Here is a 17569-nt window from a genome sequence, read left to right on the forward strand (position 1 = left end):
AGAGGTCGCTCATGCCGATCTGGATCGACATCGCCGGACCGCTTGTCGGTCTGCTGATCGCTGGTTCGGCATTCGTACTCGTCGTGCGAGCCTTGGGCCGGTACCGCCGCAACATGGATGTCACCGACGACGCCCAGTACATGGCAACGCTGCGGAGCCTGTCCGAAAGCTCGGTACGCCGCCGCTTCGATCCGTTCACCGACATCGAGTGGGACGCGCCCGAGTATGCGATCACGCCCGATGACCCGCGCTGGGTGCTGAAGGACGACCCGCTGGCTCGCACCAGCTGGTATCGCAGCCAGCCGCTGAGCAAGCAGATCGAGATCGGCATGTGGCGGCAGGCCAACATCGCCAAGGTCACGCTGCAGTTCGAGAGCATGCTGATCCGCGGTCTGGTCCAATACAGCTCGCGGGTGCCCAACGGCTCTCCCGAACACCGCTACTGCCTGCACGAGTCGGTTGAAGAGTGCAACCACGTGCTGATGTTCCAGGAGTTGGTGAACCGCATCGGGTTCGACGTACCCGGGATGCAGTGGTGGATGCGCTGGCTGTCGCCGCTGATGCCGCTGTACGCCGGACCTTTCCCGAATGTGTTCTTCTTCGGTGTGCTGGCCGGCGAGGTGCCGGTCGACGTGCTGCAGACCAACGCGCTGCGCGAGGCCGGCTCCGGGCATCCGGTCGTGGAGAAGGTGATGTCCATCCACGTCGCCGAGGAGGCCCGGCATATCTCGTTCGCCGACGCGTATCTGCGCAAACGCGTCCCGAAGGTGTGGCGGATCAACCGGCTATGGATGTCGTTGTACGTGCCGTTCGTCATGCGCTTGCTGGCCAAGCCGATGGTGCAGCCGCCGCGACGCTTCTTCCAGCAGTTCGACGTGCCGCGTTCGGTGCGCAAGCAGCTACTGGTCGGCTCCCCCGAGTCCCGCCAGGCGCTGCGGGACACCTTCGCCGACATCCGGATGCTCTGCAGCGACATCGGGTTGATGACTCCCGCCGGGCGGCTGATGTGGCGGCTGTGCAAGATCGACGGAGCGCCGTCGCGTTACCGCGGCCAACCGCAGCGCACCCAGCTGCCTGCGCCAGTCACCGCGGTCTAAAGCACCCGCTGAGCTGTGACATACTTCCGGTATGGTTCGTTCTCCGTCTGAGACCCTGGAAAAAGTCGGCGCCGATCTGGTCTACCGGATCTCGGCGATGCCGATGTACAAGAAGGCCTTCAAGTACTGGTACCCGTTCATGACCAAGCGGATGGGGCACGACGACGTCGTCTTCCTCAACTGGGGCTACGAAGAGGATCCGCCGCTGGGTCTGAAACTCGACGAGTCCGACGAGGAGAACCGGTACTCGATCCAGCTCTACCACCAGACCGCCACCCAGATCGACCTGGCCGGCAAAAAGGTGCTGGAAGTCAGCTCCGGCCACGGCGGCGGCGCGTCCTTCCTGGCTCGCACGCTGGCGCCCGCCTCCTACACCGGTCTGGACTTCAACCCCGACGGCGTGGCCTTCTGCCAGAAGCGCCACCAGGTTCCGGGCTTGGAGTTCGTCCAGGGTGACGCGCTGAACCTGCCGTTCCCGGACAATTCCTTCGATGCGGTGGTCAACGTCGAGGCCTCCCACATCTACCCCGACTTCGCGCAGTTCGTTCGCGAGGTGGGGCGGGTGCTGCGTCCCGGTGGGCACTTCCTGCACACCGACTTCCGCGCCAAGGAGGACATCGAGTCCTGGCAGCAGACGCTGGCCACGCCGCCGCTGCGACTGGTCAATGAGCGCGATATCAGCCGCGAGGTCGTCCGCGGGCTGGCGGCGAACTCGCCGCGCTCCAACGAGCTGATCAACGAGCGGATGCCGTTCTTCCTGCGCCGCTTCGCCCGGGAATTCGCGGTGGTCGAGGGTTCGCTGTTCTACCGCGACCTGGACCGCGGCGAGATCACCTACCGCATCTTCGACCTCGTCAAGGACTGAGAACCACCGACGGCCTTCGGATCGCCGGAGCGGGCCGGGACGCTGTCCCCCGCTCCGGCGCTTCCTTTCTGCGACCGGCGTCGCTTCGCCCGGCGCAAACCGGGTTAGGGTGACGGCTGTGCCCAATCCCGGGCCCATCGCGCTGAAAAATCTGACGATCGAGGGGCTTGCCAGATGGACCAGAGGGAACTGACGCGTCGGCTTCGCTTTCGCGCCAGCCTGCTCAGGATCGGCATCGACGGCCTGGTCGGGGTGGCCCGCGACCGGGCGACCGCCTATCGGTACGCGCTGACCGGCCGCCAGACCGCACCGTTGACCGACTTTGACCCGTTCGCTCCGGCGACGATGCGCGACCCCTACCCGGGATACCGCACGCTGCTGAGCGGGCCGGAGGTCTGGTACAGCCGCAAACGGGGCATCTGGATCATCCCGGGGTACGACGCGGTGCGGCAGGCATTGCGCGACGACGAGGCATTGTCGTCGGCGCAGAGCCAGGCCCGCTTCCGGGTCCGGCTGCAGACGATGAACGCCCAAGACCCGCCGGTGCACACCCGGCTGCGCCGGTCGGTGTCGCGGGCGTTCACCCCGCGCGCGATGAAGGCGTGGGAGATCAACATCAATCGCGTCGCCGACGAACTCGTCGCCGCGATGATCGAACGCGGCCGGGTCGAGATCGTCGACGACCTGGCCAAGCCGCTGCCGAACCGGCTGATCACGATGATGCTGGCGATTCCGCAGGAGGACCGCCACCAGTTCCTGGAATGGGCCGACACCATCAACGAAGCGGCGTTCGCGCCGCTGACCCCGCGCGGGATGGCGCTGAACATGCGCTCGAGCCAGGCCGTCATCGCGATGCACCGCAGCCTCGACCCGATGATCAAAGCCCGCCGCGCCGCACCCGGCGACGATCTGATCTCGATGCTGGCCGCACCAAGCGGCGAGGACACCCTCTCCGATGACGAGGTGTTCTGGAGCGCATCGATGCTCGTCGGCGCCGGCAGCGAGACCACGACGAACCTGATCTCGGGCCTGTTCCTGACACTGGCGCAGCGCCCGGACGTCTACACCCGGCTGCGCGAGCACCCGGAGTTGATCCCCGCCGCGATCGAGGAGCAGCTGCGGTTGGTCTCCCCCGTGCAAGGGTTCTACCGCACCGCGACCCGCGACTACCGGGTCGGCGACCACACCATCCCGGCGGGTGCGCGGGTGCTGGTGCTGTACGCGGCCGCCAACCGCGATCCACGCCACTACCCCGACCCCGACACCTTCAACCTGGACCGCAATCCGACCGACCACCTCGCGTTCGGCGGTGGGGCGCACTACTGCCTGGGCACCCACCTGACCCGCATCGAGGTGGGCCGGGTGCTGAGGCAGCTGATCCCCCACGTCAAGGAGATCCGGCTGGCCGGCGAGTACCGCTACCTGGTGAACGCGACGATGCGCGGCCTCGAGCACCTGCCCGTCGAGCTGGTGCCCGCCGAGGCCGGCGCCGCCGGGACCGCGACCGACCTGCGGTCCACCGGCAGCCGATGACGGCCCGCCAGGTTGCGCTGGTCACCGGGGCGACAAGCGGGATCGGCGAGGCGACCACCGACCGGCTGCGGGCTGCCGGCTACCGTGTCGTCGCCGTCGGCCGCAATCCCGAAGCGCTGCAACGCCTTGCGGCGCGGGGACTGGACGCCCGTGCCCTCGATGTCACCGACGAGGCCGCGGCGCGGCGGCTCGTCACGGAGATCTGCGCCGACCACGGCGCGGTAAGCGTGTTGGTCAACTGCGCGGGATTCCCGCTGACCAGTCCACTCGAGCAGCTGGCGCTGCCGGATCTGCGCAAGCTGTTTGAGACCAATGTCATTGCGGCACTTAACTTGTCACAAGCCGTCCTGCCGGGCATGCGTGAGCGCGGGACCGGGGTCATCGTCAACATCGGCAGCACCGGGGGACGTTTCGCCAGCCCGGGAGCCGGCGGGTACCACGTGGTGAAGTACGCCATGGAGGCGCTGTCGCTGTCGCTGCGGGCCGAAGTGGCGCCCTTCGGGGTGCGGGTGGTGCTGCTCGACCCGACGGTGGTGCATACCCCGTTCGTCACCTCACAGCAGCAGGCACGGCCTTCCTACGCCGCTGATGACCCCTACGGCGACTTCAAACGTCGCTACGCCGAGAACACCCGTCAGCTGTCGGCGAAGCGCGGCGTGATGATCGGACCCGATGTCGTCGCCCGAGCCGTGGAGCGGGTGGTCCGGGCGAAGAACCCGCGGCCCCGCTATATCGTCGGGCTCTCCGGCAAAGTCACCGTGCTCGCCCGGGCGCTGCTGACCGACCGGATGTGGGACCGAATCCTGATGCGCGGACTGCGGGACTGAGCCGTCGCGGGCCGCTGACCCCCTCACCGGCCGCAAACCTCTTCCGTGACATACTCCCTCGGTGGCCACGATGAACCGTCTGATATTCAACCCGGTAACCCACCGCGTCATGACGAACCCATTCGTCTACCACCTGCTGTTCACCTCGTTCGTGACCAAGCGGTTCGCCACCCAGACCAAGCTGCTCAGCGGGGACGACTGGCTGTTCCTGAACTACGGCTACGAAGAAGACCCGCCGATGGCGGTGCCGCTGGAGGCTTCCGATGAACCCAACCGGTTCTTCATCCAGCAGTACCACCGCACCGCCGCGCAGGTGGACCTGGCCGGCAAAAGGGTGCTCGAGGTCAGTTGCGGCCACGGCGGCGGCGCGTCGTATGTGGCCCGCACCTTCAAACCCGCCTCCTACACCGGCCTGGACCTCAACGAGACCGCCATCGAGTTCTGCCGGCAGCGCCACCAGCTGCCCGGGTTGGACTTCGTGCAGGGTGACGCCCAGAACCTGCCCTTCGACGACGGCTCGTTCGACGTGGTGTTCCAGGTCGAAGCGTCGCACCTGTACCCGCATCCGGCACGGTTCTTCGACGGCGCCGCACGGGTGCTGGCGCCCGGCGGGCACTTCCTCTACACCGACTTCCGCCGGCGCAGCGAGCTGGCCCAGTGGGACGCCGAGCTGGCCAACACCGGACTGCGGCTGGTGACCCAGGAGGACATCAGCATGGCGGTGCTGCGCGGCAACGAGCAGAACCTGGCCCGCAAGCAGGACATGATCGCCCACCACGGCAGCATGGCCCGCTTCGCCAGCGCCGCAACGGACTGGACTTTCAACGGCGCCCTGAAGAATGGCGAGTTCGTCTACCGGCTGTACTGCTTCGCCAAGGACTGACCGGCTGCGGGCGGCGGCTACAGCCCGCGACCGCCGAGCCAGTCGTGGATTCGTTCGGCCACCGATTCCCAGCCCGGCTCGAGCATCATGTTGTGGCCCATGCCGGGAAAGAACTCCGCCTCGGTGCCGTAAGCCCGCGCCGTCGCCTGCACTTCTTTGCGGGTGTGCGCACCGTCCTGTTCGGCTCCCAGCACCAGCAGCGGCGCGGTGACCCGGGCCGGGCGGGGCAGATTGAGCATCAGGCAGTCGATGCTCACCCGGGCGCTGTCCTCCTGTAGTCGCGCCGCGCACTCGAGCACCTGGTCTTCGGGGGTGTGATCGGAGAAGAACTTCTCCCGGGCCAATTCCGGCGTGTTGATGTAGCGCAGGGACTTGCCGGTGACGGCCATCTTGATCGCCTGCCAGGGGTGGCTCCGCAGCCAGCGCAGGCTGGACCCGTAGTTGCCCTGCGGGGGAATCGACGCCATCAGCACCCCGGCTGGTGCGGGACGGTCCTCGAGGTACTTCTGCACGATCAGCCCGCCCATCGAGTGGCCGATCACCACGGGCTCCGCCGGCAAACTGTCGGCCACCGCCCTGACGTCCTCGACGTAGTCCTCGACGCTGCAGCGTCGCAGCGGCTTGTCGATCGCGCTGCCGCCGTGGCCACGAAAGCTGACCGCCACCGCGCGATAACCCAGGTCGGCGAAGTATCCGAGGAAATTCTCGTCCCAGCACCAGGCCGCGTGCCAGGCGCCGTGGACGAACAGCAGCGGAGCAGGATGGGTTTCACTTACGCAGCCCTTGTCGATCACCTCAAGCATCACACTGCTCCCCCTGTCCGGTGATCGACCGTCCCGTGACGTCGATGAGATCCCGGTGTGCCCCTCACCCGCGCTGCGAGTCGACAGCGGAGTGCGCCGCGCCAGCAACGGTAGCAGCGGGCCGTGCGGCACGATCCGGTAGGCGGCCACCAGCAACCGGTTCGCCCATCCGGGTGTCACCCGGCCCTTGCCCGCGGCCATGCCGTCGACCGCTGCGCGAGCGACGGTATCCACCGACTTCCACATGACCGCGGGCAAGACCTGTTTGCGTTCGCCCTCGCGGAACCCGGCGTCGATGTCCAATCGGGTGTCGACCGGCCCCGGGCACAGCGCCGTGGCGCTGACACCGGTACCGCGCAGCTCGCTGCGCAGACTCTCGGTATAGGAGGCGACGAACGCTTTGGCGGCGCCGTAGCTCGCCTGGCCGGGCAGTGGTCCGTAGCCGGCCACCGACGACACGTTCAGCACGGCCCCTCGGCCGCGCGCCACCATGCCCGGCAGGAACCGGCAACACAGATCGACAACGGCCGCCACATCGACCTCGACCAGATCCAGTTGGTTCGCCGGCTCGGTGTTGGCGGCCAGTGCCACCACCGACAGGCCGGCGTTGTTGACCAGGATGTCCGCGACCAGGCCCAGGTCGGCGATCCGGCCCGCCAACGCTGCGCGTTCGGTGCGGCGGGACAGATCCGCCGGCAACACGTGCACGGGGTGTGGGCTCAGTTCGGCGGCGAGCGCGTGCAGCCGGTCGGCGCGACGCGCCACCACGATCAGCTGGTGGCCGCGCCGGGCCAGTTCGCGTGCCATTGCCGCACCGATCCCCGACGACGCGCCGGTGACGATGGCCGCGCGGTCGGGACCCGGTGCTGGTAGAGCCACCTGGCCACCCTATCGCCCGCGCTGCCGGCCGACTCCCCCGGCAAATTATTTGACGCGCGCGAAATTTCTCCTACCTCGACAGGCGCTGGGACGAGTTCCTGTGTACGCTGACGCGGACATGTGTGTGATGTAAATGGGGGATGTTGATGACACGCTCGGGAAATCGCTGGATGACGGTCGGCTTGTTGGCGGGGGGCTGCGCCGGCCTATTGGGTATGACGTCGGCGCTCGGGGCCGGCGTGGCCCTCGGTGACGACACCGCGCTGATCATGGGCTCGGCGTTTCAGCCGACGCCCAAGGATTCCTATATCGACCAGGTCATGGACCATTTCCTCAACCCGCAGAACCCATTTCCGGGACAGCCGACATTTCCTGGCTACACCCCCGTCGGCGTGACCACGCCGCAGACCGATTACGGGCCCGGGATCGTTCAGGGCGCCGCCGACATCGACGCGGCGATCCGGGCGCACCTGGCCGACGGCGACACCGTGACCGTGTTCGGCTACTCGATGAGCGCCGCGGTGGCCACTCAGGAATTGGTGAACCTGCTCGGGTTGCCCGCCGATGAGCAGCCCGATCCGGACAACCTGAGCTTCGTGTTGCTGGAGAATCTCGGCAACCCCAATGGCGGCTTCTTCACCCGGTTCGAGTCGGGCATGCCGATGACACCCACGGACGGGATCTACCACACCGACATCTACACCATCGAGTACAGCGGAGCGACCGACTTTCCGAAGTACCCGCTGAACTTTCTCGCGCTGGCAAACGCGATGGCCGGTTACGTCTACCTGCACCCGGCGCTGCTGCCCGGGTGGCCGACGACGTTCGACCCGGAGTCGGTTCACGACGCGGTGCAGCTTCCGACCTCCGAAGACGTCAACACCGACTACTTCCTGATCCCGACGCAGAACCTGCCGCTGCTCGACGGAATTCGGGCGTTCCCGGTGTTCGGCCCGGCGATGGCCGACCTGGTGCAGCCGGCCCTGCGAGTACTGATCGACCTGGGATATGACCGCAGCGATCCCGCCGACGTCCTCACGCCGGTGTCGTGGAGCCTGCCCACAATCGACTGGGACACCGTGTCGCACAACCTCGAGCTCGGCTTCGAGCAGGGATGGACGGCCGCCCAGGTCCAGCTCGGGATGCTGCCGGAGAGCGAGCTGCCCGACCTGTACCCCTACCTGCCCGATCTGTCAGGCCTCATCGGCATTTAGCGCGTCCGGCCGGTGATCAAGCCGCGGTGACGTCGAACACGGCGTCCCACAGACCCTGGATGTCGAAGGGCCCGATGATCCCGATGTTGTCGGCGATATTGAACAGATAGTCACCGAGGAAGTCCCGGACCTGATCGACGGTGGGCAAAAAGTCGGTGGTGTCGATCGCCGGGTCGTCCGGCAGCGGGTTCTTGAGGTCGAGCAGCACGGTGCCCAGTCGCCACAGCCACGCCTCGTGCTCGATGATCTCCGGCGTGGAGACATTGGCGGTGCCGCCGTCATAGGCGGCCAGCCATTCGTCGATCACGGGGTTGCCCGGCCACAGGTCCCCGACCAGTTTCGCCAGCAGGTAGTAACTAGGCGTGTTCCAGTCCTCGGGGTTGAAGATGTCGCCCCCGGGTTCGGGCAGCAGGCACGGCCCGGGACAGAACGGGCTACCGGGGATGAATGGGTTGAAGGCCACCAGGAACGAGGCGATGACGGCCTGCAGCGCCCTGCCGAACTCCACCAGGTCGGGAAGCTGGAACTTGTCGACGTCGAAGGGCTGCATCAGGCTGTCGAAGAAGTTGATGAACGGCTGGTCGAAGTCCATCGCGTAGTGACTGCCCGCCCACGGCTGCAGCGGAGCCTCCGGGTCGATATCCGGGTAGTCCTCCGGGTTCAGGCCCAACTCCGCCAGCGTGCGGGTGCCCTCCCAGTAGAACCCGTCATGAGCGAACCCGACATTGACCATGCCGGGACCGTTGGGGTCAAAGTAATAGGAATTACCGTTCATCATGGCCGAGAACGGAATTTGGAACCAATTCTGAATCAACGGGAACTTCTGCACGCCGGTGGCGATCAGCAAGCTCCAGATGGCCTGGTCGATCCAGGTGAAGCCGGTGATCGGACTGGTCGGCATCACCGGCAGGCAGTCCAGCCCTGCGCAGCTCAGATCTACCGGGATCTCCACGTTGGCCAACATGGACAGCTGCTGACCCAGACCCGGGTGGAAGAAGTCTCCTTCGTGGCCAGCTCCGGACAGCTCCGGGAACGGAACCAGCAGTTGGGCCATGAATTCGAAGTGTCCCAGGTCGCCGGGGTCCTCACCCCAGGCGTTGGTCGGACTGCCGACGAACCACGGGCCGCTGTAGAGCAGTGACTTGGCCATCGTGTCGAACGCATGGATGTAGTTCGCCGGAACGTTGACCAGCGCCTGGAAAAGGTTCAGTGGCACGTTCAGCAGCGATTCATCGGCGGTCAAGCGGGGCGCCGGGTGCGCCGTGGTGGTGGTGCCGGGAACCGGCACGCGCGGCTCGATCGGGGCGACTGCGACGAGGCCCACAACGGTGATCGCCAGCCCAGCACCGAGGTACGAGCGCAGGGCAGACACCATCCGGGCGGAACCTCCGAAGCCGAGGGAGCGGCCCGCCAGACACGGCAGGACCTAAGAACGCTTATGCAATGTACCAAAGAATTACATAAGTGCAACCGATAGCGCTCCCCGTCCCGGAAAGCAGCTGCGGGTCTACTTCAGGCGCCGGTCTAGAAGGGGAACCAGCTCGAGATGTCGGCCCACAGGTCTTCGAGCGCGGTGTTGAGCCCGCCGCTCGGGTCGAGGAACATGATGAAGTCGTTCCACAGCAGCAGCGAGTTCTTGCCGCCGTATTCGCCGATCTCCTGCATGTCCAGCGGCAGGTCGGGGTTATAGGTCGGCGGCATGTAGTAGCCGGTCTCGGGATTGATCGGCCACGGCCCCAGCAGGCCCGGGTCGGTCATCAGCCCGCCGTTCACCACCAGGTTCGGCAACCAGGGATTGATGGCCGCGAGCGAGTCGATGATCTCGTTATGGGTCTGTGCATCGAAGGTGAATATGCCGGTCTGCAGCGCCGAGATACCGGCCATGATCTGCTCGTCGGTGCCGCCGTTGGCGTTGCCGACGGAGGACCACCCGTACGGATTCTCCTGCTCGGTCAGGTCGATCCACTGCTGGATCAGCGGGTTAGGGGCGCCGATGCCCTGAATCGACTTAACCAGGTCCAGGGTGGTCACCCCCCACGGCGGGGAGATCGGCGGCATGTTGCACAGTCCGGGGCACATCGGGCTGCCCGGCACGTAGGGGTTGAAGTCGACCACCATCCCGGCGATCAGGGCCTTCATCGTCTGGAAGATCTCCTCCGCGCTGGAGAAGTGGAAGCCGGTGAGCGGGTCGTCGCCATTGACGCTCCAGTCGACCGGCTGCATCAGGCTGTCAAACCATTTCTGCATGGGGCCGAACGGGTCCAGCTTGAAGGTCAGACCTGCCCACGGCATCAGGTTGAGCTGGTTGCCGTACTGGTCGACGACGGGATCGCCGTTCTCGTCAAGAATGGTATGCGTTCCCGGATAGCCGAAGCCGGGCTGAGCCTCACCGGACCATGGGCTCCCGCCGAACCTGGGCGCGCCCGGCACCGCGCCGCCCTCACCGACACCGGCGTCCGGGTTCGCGATACCGCCGGAGGTGGGATTGTCGGGGTCGCTCCACGGCGTTTCCGGGAACTTGTAGCCGTTGAGCAAGTCCTGCAGCGGCACCTTGAGCCAGTACTTGAACAGGTCCAGTTGGTTGTCGTCGTTGGGGAAGTTGGTGAACTTTGCGAAGAAGTTCAGCATCGAGTCCAAGGCGGTGATCCCGGTGATCGGGTTGATCGGCGACATCGGGTAGCACTGGATCGAGTCACACGAGGCGCTGATCGGCAGCATGGCCGCGGCGAAGATCGCAAACTGCTGACCCCAGCCCGCGGTGCCGTCGGCCAGGGCATCCGGGTCGATCGTGGGGTCGTACAGGCCAGAGAGCTGGGGCGCGAACGGTAACAGGTAGTCCATGACGGCCATGAAGTGGCCCGGGTCGCCCGGGTCCTCACCCCAGATGTTGGTGGCGCTCGGGGTGAACCAGTTTCCGGTGAAGAAGAACGAGTTGGCCAGCACGTTGGTGGCCGACACCTCGTTGAACGGGATGTTGACCAGGTCCTGGAACAGGTTGAACGGGATGTTCAGGAGCGAGGCCTCGGCGGCCAGCTGAACCGCCCGCTCGGCGGCGCTCAGGCCGGCTTCCCACGGCGAGACCGGCGCGACGGGGGCCATGGCCACGACGCTCGCGGCGGCGACGGCGGCACCGGCGGTCATGTGGCGGCGCGGCGGGAGCGTCCGGTGCGCACCGGCGATCGCGTACCGACGCTCAGGCACCGCCCGGTGTCTGCCCGCGTTCGTATACCGACGCTTCCGCGTCACACCCTTCTTCACATATCCCCCTTGAGTCCCCACCGAACCGTGCCAGCATAACGGCGGCGCGGTCCGGTGTCTAAGCGAGTGTTGATTAATTTACATGGGGTGCGGACAGGCGTCTGCTAAGTGGTAGATCACGATCGTCTTTGGCGGGTCTTCTACTCCAGGTCACCGGTTCGGCCACTTTTGTCCGCGGTATCCGCCCGGAAGCATCCGCAACGCCGATTCAGGCGGACCATACCGCACCAGGTGGCCGACCGCACCCGGTGGCGGCACCGGCCCGGGCCACGGCGCCCCGATCTAGAGCAGCGCTGCCAGATCCGCCAGCCCGACGGCGTCGAGCAGGCCGGCGAACCCGTCCGCGGTGCCGGCCGCCGCGCCACCGCTGTCGCCGAGATCAGTGCCGGCCCCCAGCACCGGGGTGAAGTCGTCGAAGTCCACCGGCTGGTAGCCGGCCAGATTCGCCCAGTCGGCGAAGAACTGCTGGACCCCGGACTGCTCCATGACGTCGATGAGTTGCTGCATCACGGGCGACGGCGAGAATGCGATCGGGGTGTCGACGTTGGCCGGCGGGTCATCCGGCGAGGCGTTGCCGACATCGAACCACTGCTGTAGCGACTGCGACAGCGCGTCATTGACGTCGACCTGGTGCGGTGTCGGCCCGTTGGCCATGCCGTAGAACGCGTTGAGCGGGTTGTCCGCGTTGGCCAGTGCGAGCCAATTCGCCAGATAGGGGTTGCCCGGCCACATCTTGTCGAGGCCGGCCACCAGCGCCAGCGGGGTGGCCCACGGATATGCCAGGCAGGTACCACCGCAGAAGGGATCGCCGGGAGACGACGGGTCGAAGGCGATGATCATGCCCGCGGCCAGCGTCTGCAGCGCCCGGCCGACCTCGTCGAACGTCGGGATCTGGAATCCATTGACGTAGGTGTTGAGGTCCACCGGGGCCTGCAGGCTGTCGTAGAAGTTCTGGAAGGGATACAGCAGGTCGAGCTTGAAGGTCTCGTTGGACCACGGCATCAGGTGCATCGGGTTGCCGTTGCCGTTGACGACGTCGTCGGTGCCGGGAACCACGTGGATGCCCATCGCCGCCGCGTCGCCCTCCGGCAGGTTCGCGATGTCGTCCGGCGTCGCCGGGTGCGTGCCGGCGAAACCCAGCACCGGATCACCGGGTACCGAGCCGTCTGGGTTTCCCTCGTTGTCGACGCCGATCCCCATCGAAGGGTTGATCACCGTGGGAAAGGTATAGCCGGCCATCAGGTCCGACAGCGGCACCTGGAACCAGTTGTCGAACAGCGGGTAGGGCTGCATGCCGGACAGCGCGGCGGAGAACCAGAGGTTGTGGTCGATGAAAGCCGAACCGGTGATCTCGCTCGACGGCAGCAGCGGTGCGCTGTAGTCGGCATCGCTGGACGCGCTCGTCGGGATCTCGGCATCGGCGAGCAGGGTGAATTGCTGGCCCAGCCCCAGGTGGCCGGCGGCCGCCTCCTCCCAGTCGAAACCGGGGGCCCCCGGCGCCGGGCTGCCCTGCCCGGAGATCTGGGTGAACGGGAATGCCATGTCGATCGTGCCCATGAAATGCCCCGGATCGCCCGGATCCTCACCCCAGATGTTGGTGGCGCTCGGCGACCACCAGTTCCCGCTGTAGATCAGCGAGTTACCCAGGACGGTCATCGCGCCGAGTTCGGTGCTGGGAATGTTGACAATGGCCTGGAACAGGTTCAGCGGAATGTTGAGCAGCGAATCTCCGGCGCTGGCCAATACCAGGTCCCGCCCCACGACCAGCGGGCCCGCCGGCGTGGTCGCCACCGGTGTGACCAGCGCGGCGGCGAGCATTCCCACTGCCGCGAGCGCAGTCTTCGAATCGGTTGGGTATTTCGCCGTGTCCATGAGCCCCCCGACCGCTGTGTTACACGGGATCGGCTGAATCTACATCACTCGGTTTGCGCTGAACAATACAAACAGAATCTTGTAATCTTCTGCGACGGATAGGATGCCTTTTCGGCTCCTAGACCGGACTATTTCATCCGAAACCGGCTCATTCTTCCAGCCACGGTCGGTTACCGTAGCCGTCGAGATGGGCGACCTCCCCGACCGGCCTGCGGGTGGTCGGGCCGTAGCGTCCGCGGGGCCAACCCAGCGGCACGATGCAGCACGGCGTGACGTCGCGCGGCAGGCCCAGGATGCGCCGTGCCGCCCGTTGACTCCACAGCGGCAGCGTGATCAGCGAGGCGCCCAGCCCCATCGCACGGGCCGCCAGCAGCAGGTTCTGGACACTGGGATAGATCGACCCCCAGTAGGCCGACTCGGCGATATGCGGCATCCGCACCACCGGCAGTCGTCCTTCCCGGGCCCCCAACCGCAGGCAGGCCACCACCAGCACCGGGATCTCGGCGAAGTGGTCGATCTGCCACTCCATCGCCCGTGCGATCCCGGCGATCGACTCGTCGGTCTTGAGCCTGCGCCGCAACACCACGTCACGCTGGATCTTCCACGCCTGCCGGTAACGCTTGGCCAGCTCCTCTTTGACCCGGCGGTCGCGAACCACGATGAACTCCCAGTTCTGCCCGTCGTTGCCGGTGGGGGCCCGCAGCGCCAGCTCGATGCACTTGAGCACCACCGCGTCGTCGACCGGTTCGGAGTAGACCCGGCGCACCGCACGCTGGGTCATCATGGCCTCGCCCAGCGGCATGTCGAGCCGGCCCAGCGCCTCGGCGGTAGCGGGCACGTTGGCGGGGATGAACCGCACGGTGTCAGCCATTCTCGGTCAACCAACCTGCGGTGAACCGCTGAATATTGGGAATGCCCTCGGCGAACTCCTTGGCAAGGAACCGCTCGATCGGCCCACCCACCAGCGGGATCCTGAACTCGATGGTGCCGGTGAGGTCCATCCGCGAACCACTGCCGGCCGGCTGCAGCAGGGCGGTCCCGCCGCCGCGGCCGGGCGCCCCGACCACCGCGACGTCGATGTCACCGGTGACCCGACCGTCGCTGGTCGGGGTCCAGACCTCGGTGGTCACGATGTTGAGGTCGCCGCGGTAGACCTTGGTCAGCATCCCCGGCAGCGCGCCGTGGCGCAGGTCCTCGGTGACCACCACCCGGACCGCGCCGTGCTCATCGACGGTCAGCGAGTCCAGCGTTTTCTCGCCGCCGTCGAACTCGGCGTTGCGGGCCAGCCAGTAATCACGCGAGCCGAACGCGGATTGAATCTGCTCAACACTTGCCGGCGACTCGAACACGATGTCGAAGGAACGGGGCATGCCTGCCTTTCCCCTACTTTCCGAACAGCCGGCTCGCCAGGCCCGCCGCAAATGTGCGCACCCGGTCGAGTTGCTCGGGCTGGACGTTGGTCGGCGGAAGGCGCAGCCCCAGGTAGCGCTTGCGGTAGCGCCCGCTGCCCAGGTAGCTGGTCAGCGACAGCATCGAGCGCAGCGGGTCGCCGGGATAGGTGAAGTGGATCTCGTCGGTGTAACGGCCACCGCACTGTTCGCCGAGCCGGCAGACCTCGGCGTAGTTCTCCTGCCAGTACTCCCGGCACACGGTGAACACCGCGAACGGCTTGCCGTCCAGCAGCTTTCGCGCCTCATCGGTTTGCAGGAACGACCGGATCGGCATGGCGGGCGCCTTCCACCAGGTCGGTGAGCCGATGCAGATCAGGTCGTAGTCGCCGTCGCGCACCGCGTCGGGAGTGCGGATCTCGCCGGTCTCACCGCGCTGCTGGGGCTTGAGCACGCTGAGCATGTCCGGCCACACCCGGCGCATCGGGAACCGCGAGAACCGCTGCGCGTAGCGCGGATCGGTGAACTCGATACCGGCCTTGGTGACCTCGCAGCCCCGCTCGGCGAACACCTCGCCGGCCGCCTCGAGGACCTTGAGTGCCTGTCCGGTGTAGCTGTAGTACAACAGCAGTACCCGTGGCGCCTGCCCACCGCCGTTGGTCTCATCCGCCATATCCGCCTCCTGGTTCATGCAGCAGCGGTCCCAGCTTCGGCTCTCCTCCGTCGAGCCTCGCTGAACCGCCGGGTTCATGCGACGGTCCCAGCTTCGGCTCTCCTGCGTCGAGCCTCGCTGAACCGCCGGGTTCGACCGTGCGGTGCATCCGGTTTCCGTCCAGGGTATTAGGCTCGCCGACGTGGCAGACAAGATCCCCGTCGACCTGCAGGGCGCCGCACAGACCATGTTGACGACGCTGTACCTCAAGGCCCTCGACGCCGATTTCGACTCCCCGGTGTTGGGCGATCGGTACGCCAAGGAGGCGGTCGAGCGCATCGACTTCGACTGGGACGCACTCAAAGCCCCCGGCAGGTGGGCGCCGCTGGTGACCGTGCGAACCGCCCAGTACGACATCTGGGCGCGCCAGTTCCTGGCCGCTCACCCGCGGGCCACGGTCATCCACCTGGGCTGCGGCCTGGACGCCCGGGTCTTCCGGATCGATCCGGGGCCGGAGGTGGCCTGGTACGACGTCGACCAGCCGCCGGTGATCGCGTTGCGCGAGCAGATCTATCCCGACCGCCCCGGTTACCACCTGATGGCGACCTCGGCGACCGATCCGTCCTGGCTGGACGAGATTCCCGCTGACCGCCCGACGCTGTTGCTGGCCGAGGGCATCAGCATGTACCTGACCGAGTCCGACGGGGTGGCGCTGCTGCAGCGTGTCGTCGAGCGGTTCCCCGCCGGCGAACTGCAGATCGACTTCTACAACTGGTTCGGGATCAAGTCGCAGAAGACCCACCGACTGCAACGTCAGTCCGGTGCCACGCTGCACTGGGCGGTCAACGACCCGGCCGACATTCTCGACAAGGTCGCCGGAATCCGGCTGTTGGCCGCCGCCAACCTTTTTGACGCGGAGACCTTCAGCCGGGTGCCGGCCGGATTCCGGCGATCGGCCCGGGTGGCTCGCGCGGTGCCGCCGCTGCGCGGAATGCTCCAGTACCACCGCTACGCTTTCGGCGCGATCAGCTGACACTCGCATGCTGCTCGGCGATGCCGCACAGCAGCGCGCGAATCGCCTCCACCGAGCGCTCCGGCTCGGGCCCGTGGGAGTGGTATTCGATGTTGAGCTGGCCGGCGAAGATCTGGGTGAAGTAGATGTCGATCCCGGCGCTCACCGCGAAATACAGTTCGCCGTGGGTGGTGGTCACCTCCACACCCGGTGGTGTCCGCACCGGCGGAACCAGACCGTTGTTGCTCAGCACAACGACGTCGGGCAGGCCGGGCGGGTTTCCGACGTACTGCGGGCTGAAGTGCAGCCGCGACTGCTGGATGACGCCCTCATCGAGGTCTTTCTGGAAGCTCTCGGCGATATCGCGGGCGATCGCGACCAGGTCGGTCTTGGCGTCGATCTCGGCGAGATAGGTGGCCAGACCGATCGGGTTGGTGCATCCGGTGGCCGAAACCGGCGGAGACAGAAAATATCTCAGGTCCACGGTATAGACGTAGGGCACCGGAATGCTCAGTTTGCCCCGCAATTGCCATTCGGCCATCAGCACGGCCGCCGACAGCACTGCGTGCAGGCTCAGGTCGTGGGCCCGCCCGAATGCGACCACGTCGTTGGTCTGGCTTTCGCTCAGCCGGCACGACGCCATGGGAACCCGCACCGGCGACGACGGCGTCTCCCCCGCGACGGCCCGCCGGGTGGGAGGAAGGTCGTAGGCGAACAGTGCCGGCATGAACCGCTCGATGCCGGAGCGCTGCTGCTTTTCGATCCCCCGGTCTGCCAGCACCGCCTCGATCGACTGCGGCGCGGGCTCGACGTTGATGACGCCGATCCTTCCGGTGGTCACCAGATCGGTGTAATAGGAGAGCATCTCCTCGATCAGCGCGTACATGTGGTGGCCGTCGGCGACGGCGTGGTGTACATACAGCGTCGGCTGCGCCTGACCGTCGGCGATGATCACTCGCAGCGCAACCAGCGACTCCGTCTGATCGAAATGCGGGGCCGGCGGCTCGGCGTCGGTGCTGGCGAGTTCGATCACGTCGATGCCGTCGGGCATCAAATCGTCGGTGACGAACTGGTGCCGGCCGTCGGGCAGTCGCTCCAGGCGACCGGTGAGGATCGGATGTGCCTCCAGCAGCGCCTCGTAGGCCTCCGAGAGCAGGTCGATGTCGACCGGACCGGTGACGTGGGCGGCCAGGCCCACGAAGTTGTGGGTCTCGGCGAGCATCTCCTCACTGATCGCGAGCTTGCGAATGACCGACGTGGCAAACACTTTCGGTTCTCTCCTAAAT

Annotated in this window: 15 protein-coding genes and 1 pseudogene; 7 read left to right on the forward strand and 9 right to left on the reverse strand. The window is 66.6% G+C overall.

Going from position 1 to position 17569, the window contains the following annotated elements:
- Positions 1–113 precede the first annotated feature (113 nt).
- The 5 genes from ACAG20_RS03885 to ACAG20_RS03905 all read left to right on the forward strand — a co-directional run bounded on the left by ACAG20_RS03885 (position 114) and on the right by ACAG20_RS03905 (position 5205).
- Positions 114–1097: a diiron oxygenase gene (locus ACAG20_RS03885; protein WP_165825003.1), complete on the forward strand. Its 984-nt coding sequence runs from the start codon at positions 114–116 to the stop codon at positions 1095–1097.
- A gap of 97 nt (positions 1098–1194) precedes the next feature.
- Positions 1195–1962 carry a phthiotriol/phenolphthiotriol dimycocerosates methyltransferase gene (locus ACAG20_RS03890; protein ID WP_205868867.1) on the forward strand — a complete coding sequence of 256 codons (768 nt, stop codon included), beginning with the start codon at positions 1195–1197 and terminating at the stop codon, positions 1960–1962.
- Positions 1963–2136: 174 nt separating this feature from the next.
- Entirely contained in the window at positions 2137–3495 is a 1359-nt protein-coding gene (locus tag ACAG20_RS03895) for a cytochrome P450 (protein ID WP_112685829.1), read from the forward strand.
- On the forward strand, positions 3492–4322 hold the full coding sequence (locus tag ACAG20_RS03900) for an SDR family NAD(P)-dependent oxidoreductase (RefSeq protein WP_112685827.1): 831 nt from the start codon (positions 3492–3494) through the stop codon (positions 4320–4322). The genes ACAG20_RS03895 and ACAG20_RS03900 overlap by 4 nt, the downstream gene beginning before the upstream one ends.
- Positions 4323–4392: 70 nt before the next feature.
- Positions 4393–5205, forward strand: coding sequence for a phthiotriol/phenolphthiotriol dimycocerosates methyltransferase (locus tag ACAG20_RS03905; RefSeq protein ID WP_112685825.1), 813 nt, complete (start codon positions 4393–4395; stop codon positions 5203–5205).
- 17 nt (positions 5206–5222) lie between these two features.
- Here ACAG20_RS03905 and ACAG20_RS03910 read toward each other — a convergent pair whose 3' ends face one another.
- On the reverse strand, positions 5223–6008 hold the full coding sequence (locus tag ACAG20_RS03910; protein WP_112685837.1) for an alpha/beta hydrolase: 786 nt from the start codon (positions 6006–6008) through the stop codon (positions 5223–5225).
- Between the two features lie 75 nt (positions 6009–6083).
- Positions 6084–6887, reverse strand: a pseudogene (locus tag ACAG20_RS03915) (SDR family NAD(P)-dependent oxidoreductase); the annotation flags it as partial.
- A gap of 146 nt (positions 6888–7033) precedes the next feature.
- Between ACAG20_RS03915 and ACAG20_RS03920 the strand changes: the two are divergent.
- Entirely contained in the window at positions 7034–8101 is a 1068-nt protein-coding gene (locus ACAG20_RS03920) for a PE-PPE domain-containing protein (protein ID WP_234825635.1), read from the forward strand.
- A gap of 16 nt (positions 8102–8117) precedes the next feature.
- On the opposite strand, the gene ACAG20_RS03925 is transcribed toward ACAG20_RS03920, so the two are convergent.
- The 6 genes from ACAG20_RS03925 to ACAG20_RS03950 form a co-directional block, all read right to left on the reverse strand.
- The gene (locus ACAG20_RS03925; RefSeq protein ID WP_112685821.1) at positions 8118–9476 is read right to left on the reverse strand and encodes a hypothetical protein; all 1359 of its coding nucleotides are present in this window, start codon (positions 9474–9476) and stop codon (positions 8118–8120) included.
- A gap of 149 nt (positions 9477–9625) precedes the next feature.
- Positions 9626–11302, reverse strand: a complete 1677-nt coding sequence (locus ACAG20_RS03930) for a hypothetical protein (RefSeq protein ID WP_370491599.1) — start codon at positions 11300–11302, stop codon at positions 9626–9628.
- Positions 11303–11641: 339 nt separating this feature from the next.
- The gene (locus ACAG20_RS03935; protein ID WP_165825002.1) at positions 11642–13183 is read right to left on the reverse strand and encodes a hypothetical protein; all 1542 of its coding nucleotides are present in this window, start codon (positions 13181–13183) and stop codon (positions 11642–11644) included.
- 196 nt (positions 13184–13379) lie between these two features.
- Positions 13380–14102: a nitroreductase family protein gene (locus ACAG20_RS03940; protein ID WP_112685815.1), complete on the reverse strand. Its 723-nt coding sequence runs from the start codon at positions 14100–14102 to the stop codon at positions 13380–13382.
- Positions 14095–14601 carry a DUF2505 domain-containing protein gene (locus ACAG20_RS03945; RefSeq protein WP_112685813.1) on the reverse strand — a complete coding sequence of 169 codons (507 nt, stop codon included), beginning with the start codon at positions 14599–14601 and terminating at the stop codon, positions 14095–14097. Before ACAG20_RS03945 ends, ACAG20_RS03940 begins: the two co-directional genes overlap by 8 nt.
- A gap of 13 nt (positions 14602–14614) precedes the next feature.
- The gene (locus ACAG20_RS03950) at positions 14615–15310 is read right to left on the reverse strand and encodes a flavodoxin family protein (protein WP_112685812.1); all 696 of its coding nucleotides are present in this window, start codon (positions 15308–15310) and stop codon (positions 14615–14617) included.
- Positions 15311–15473: 163 nt separating this feature from the next.
- Here ACAG20_RS03950 and ACAG20_RS03955 point away from each other — a divergent pair, with 163 nt between their 5' ends.
- Positions 15474–16304, forward strand: coding sequence for a class I SAM-dependent methyltransferase (locus ACAG20_RS03955; protein WP_112685810.1), 831 nt, complete (start codon positions 15474–15476; stop codon positions 16302–16304).
- Here the strand turns inward: ACAG20_RS03955 and ACAG20_RS03960 are convergent.
- Entirely contained in the window at positions 16297–17550 is a 1254-nt protein-coding gene (locus tag ACAG20_RS03960) for an acyltransferase (RefSeq protein WP_112685808.1), read from the reverse strand. The two genes, ACAG20_RS03955 and ACAG20_RS03960, sit on opposite strands and share 8 nt — an antisense overlap.
- Positions 17551–17569 lie beyond the last annotated feature (19 nt).

This window comes from Mycobacterium sp. pW045, from assembly GCF_041287085.1.
Classification (GTDB): Bacteria; Actinomycetota; Actinomycetes; order Mycobacteriales; family Mycobacteriaceae; genus Mycobacterium; species Mycobacterium algericum_A.

Excerpts from the sequence above, each read along its gene's own strand:
- ACAG20_RS03885 (WP_165825003.1), top strand. The coding sequence starts at position 114 with ATGGATGTCACCGACGACGCCCAGTACATGGCAACGCTGCGGAGCCTG.
- ACAG20_RS03890 (WP_205868867.1), top strand. The coding sequence starts at position 1,195 with ATGCCGATGTACAAGAAGGCCTTCAAGTACTGGTACCCGTTCATGACC.
- ACAG20_RS03895 (WP_112685829.1), top strand. The coding sequence starts at position 2,137 with ATGGACCAGAGGGAACTGACGCGTCGGCTTCGCTTTCGCGCCAGCCTG.
- ACAG20_RS03900 (WP_112685827.1), top strand. The coding sequence starts at position 3,492 with ATGACGGCCCGCCAGGTTGCGCTGGTCACCGGGGCGACAAGCGGGATC.
- ACAG20_RS03905 (WP_112685825.1), top strand. The coding sequence starts at position 4,393 with ATGAACCGTCTGATATTCAACCCGGTAACCCACCGCGTCATGACGAAC.
- ACAG20_RS03910 (WP_112685837.1), bottom strand. The coding sequence starts at position 6,008 with ATGCTTGAGGTGATCGACAAGGGCTGCGTAAGTGAAACCCATCCTGCT.
- ACAG20_RS03920 (WP_234825635.1), top strand. The coding sequence starts at position 7,034 with ATGACACGCTCGGGAAATCGCTGGATGACGGTCGGCTTGTTGGCGGGG.
- ACAG20_RS03925 (WP_112685821.1), bottom strand. The coding sequence starts at position 9,476 with ATGGTGTCTGCCCTGCGCTCGTACCTCGGTGCTGGGCTGGCGATCACC.
- ACAG20_RS03940 (WP_112685815.1), bottom strand. The coding sequence starts at position 14,102 with ATGGCTGACACCGTGCGGTTCATCCCCGCCAACGTGCCCGCTACCGCC.
- ACAG20_RS03945 (WP_112685813.1), bottom strand. The coding sequence starts at position 14,601 with ATGCCCCGTTCCTTCGACATCGTGTTCGAGTCGCCGGCAAGTGTTGAG.
- ACAG20_RS03950 (WP_112685812.1), bottom strand. The coding sequence starts at position 15,310 with ATGAACCAGGAGGCGGATATGGCGGATGAGACCAACGGCGGTGGGCAG.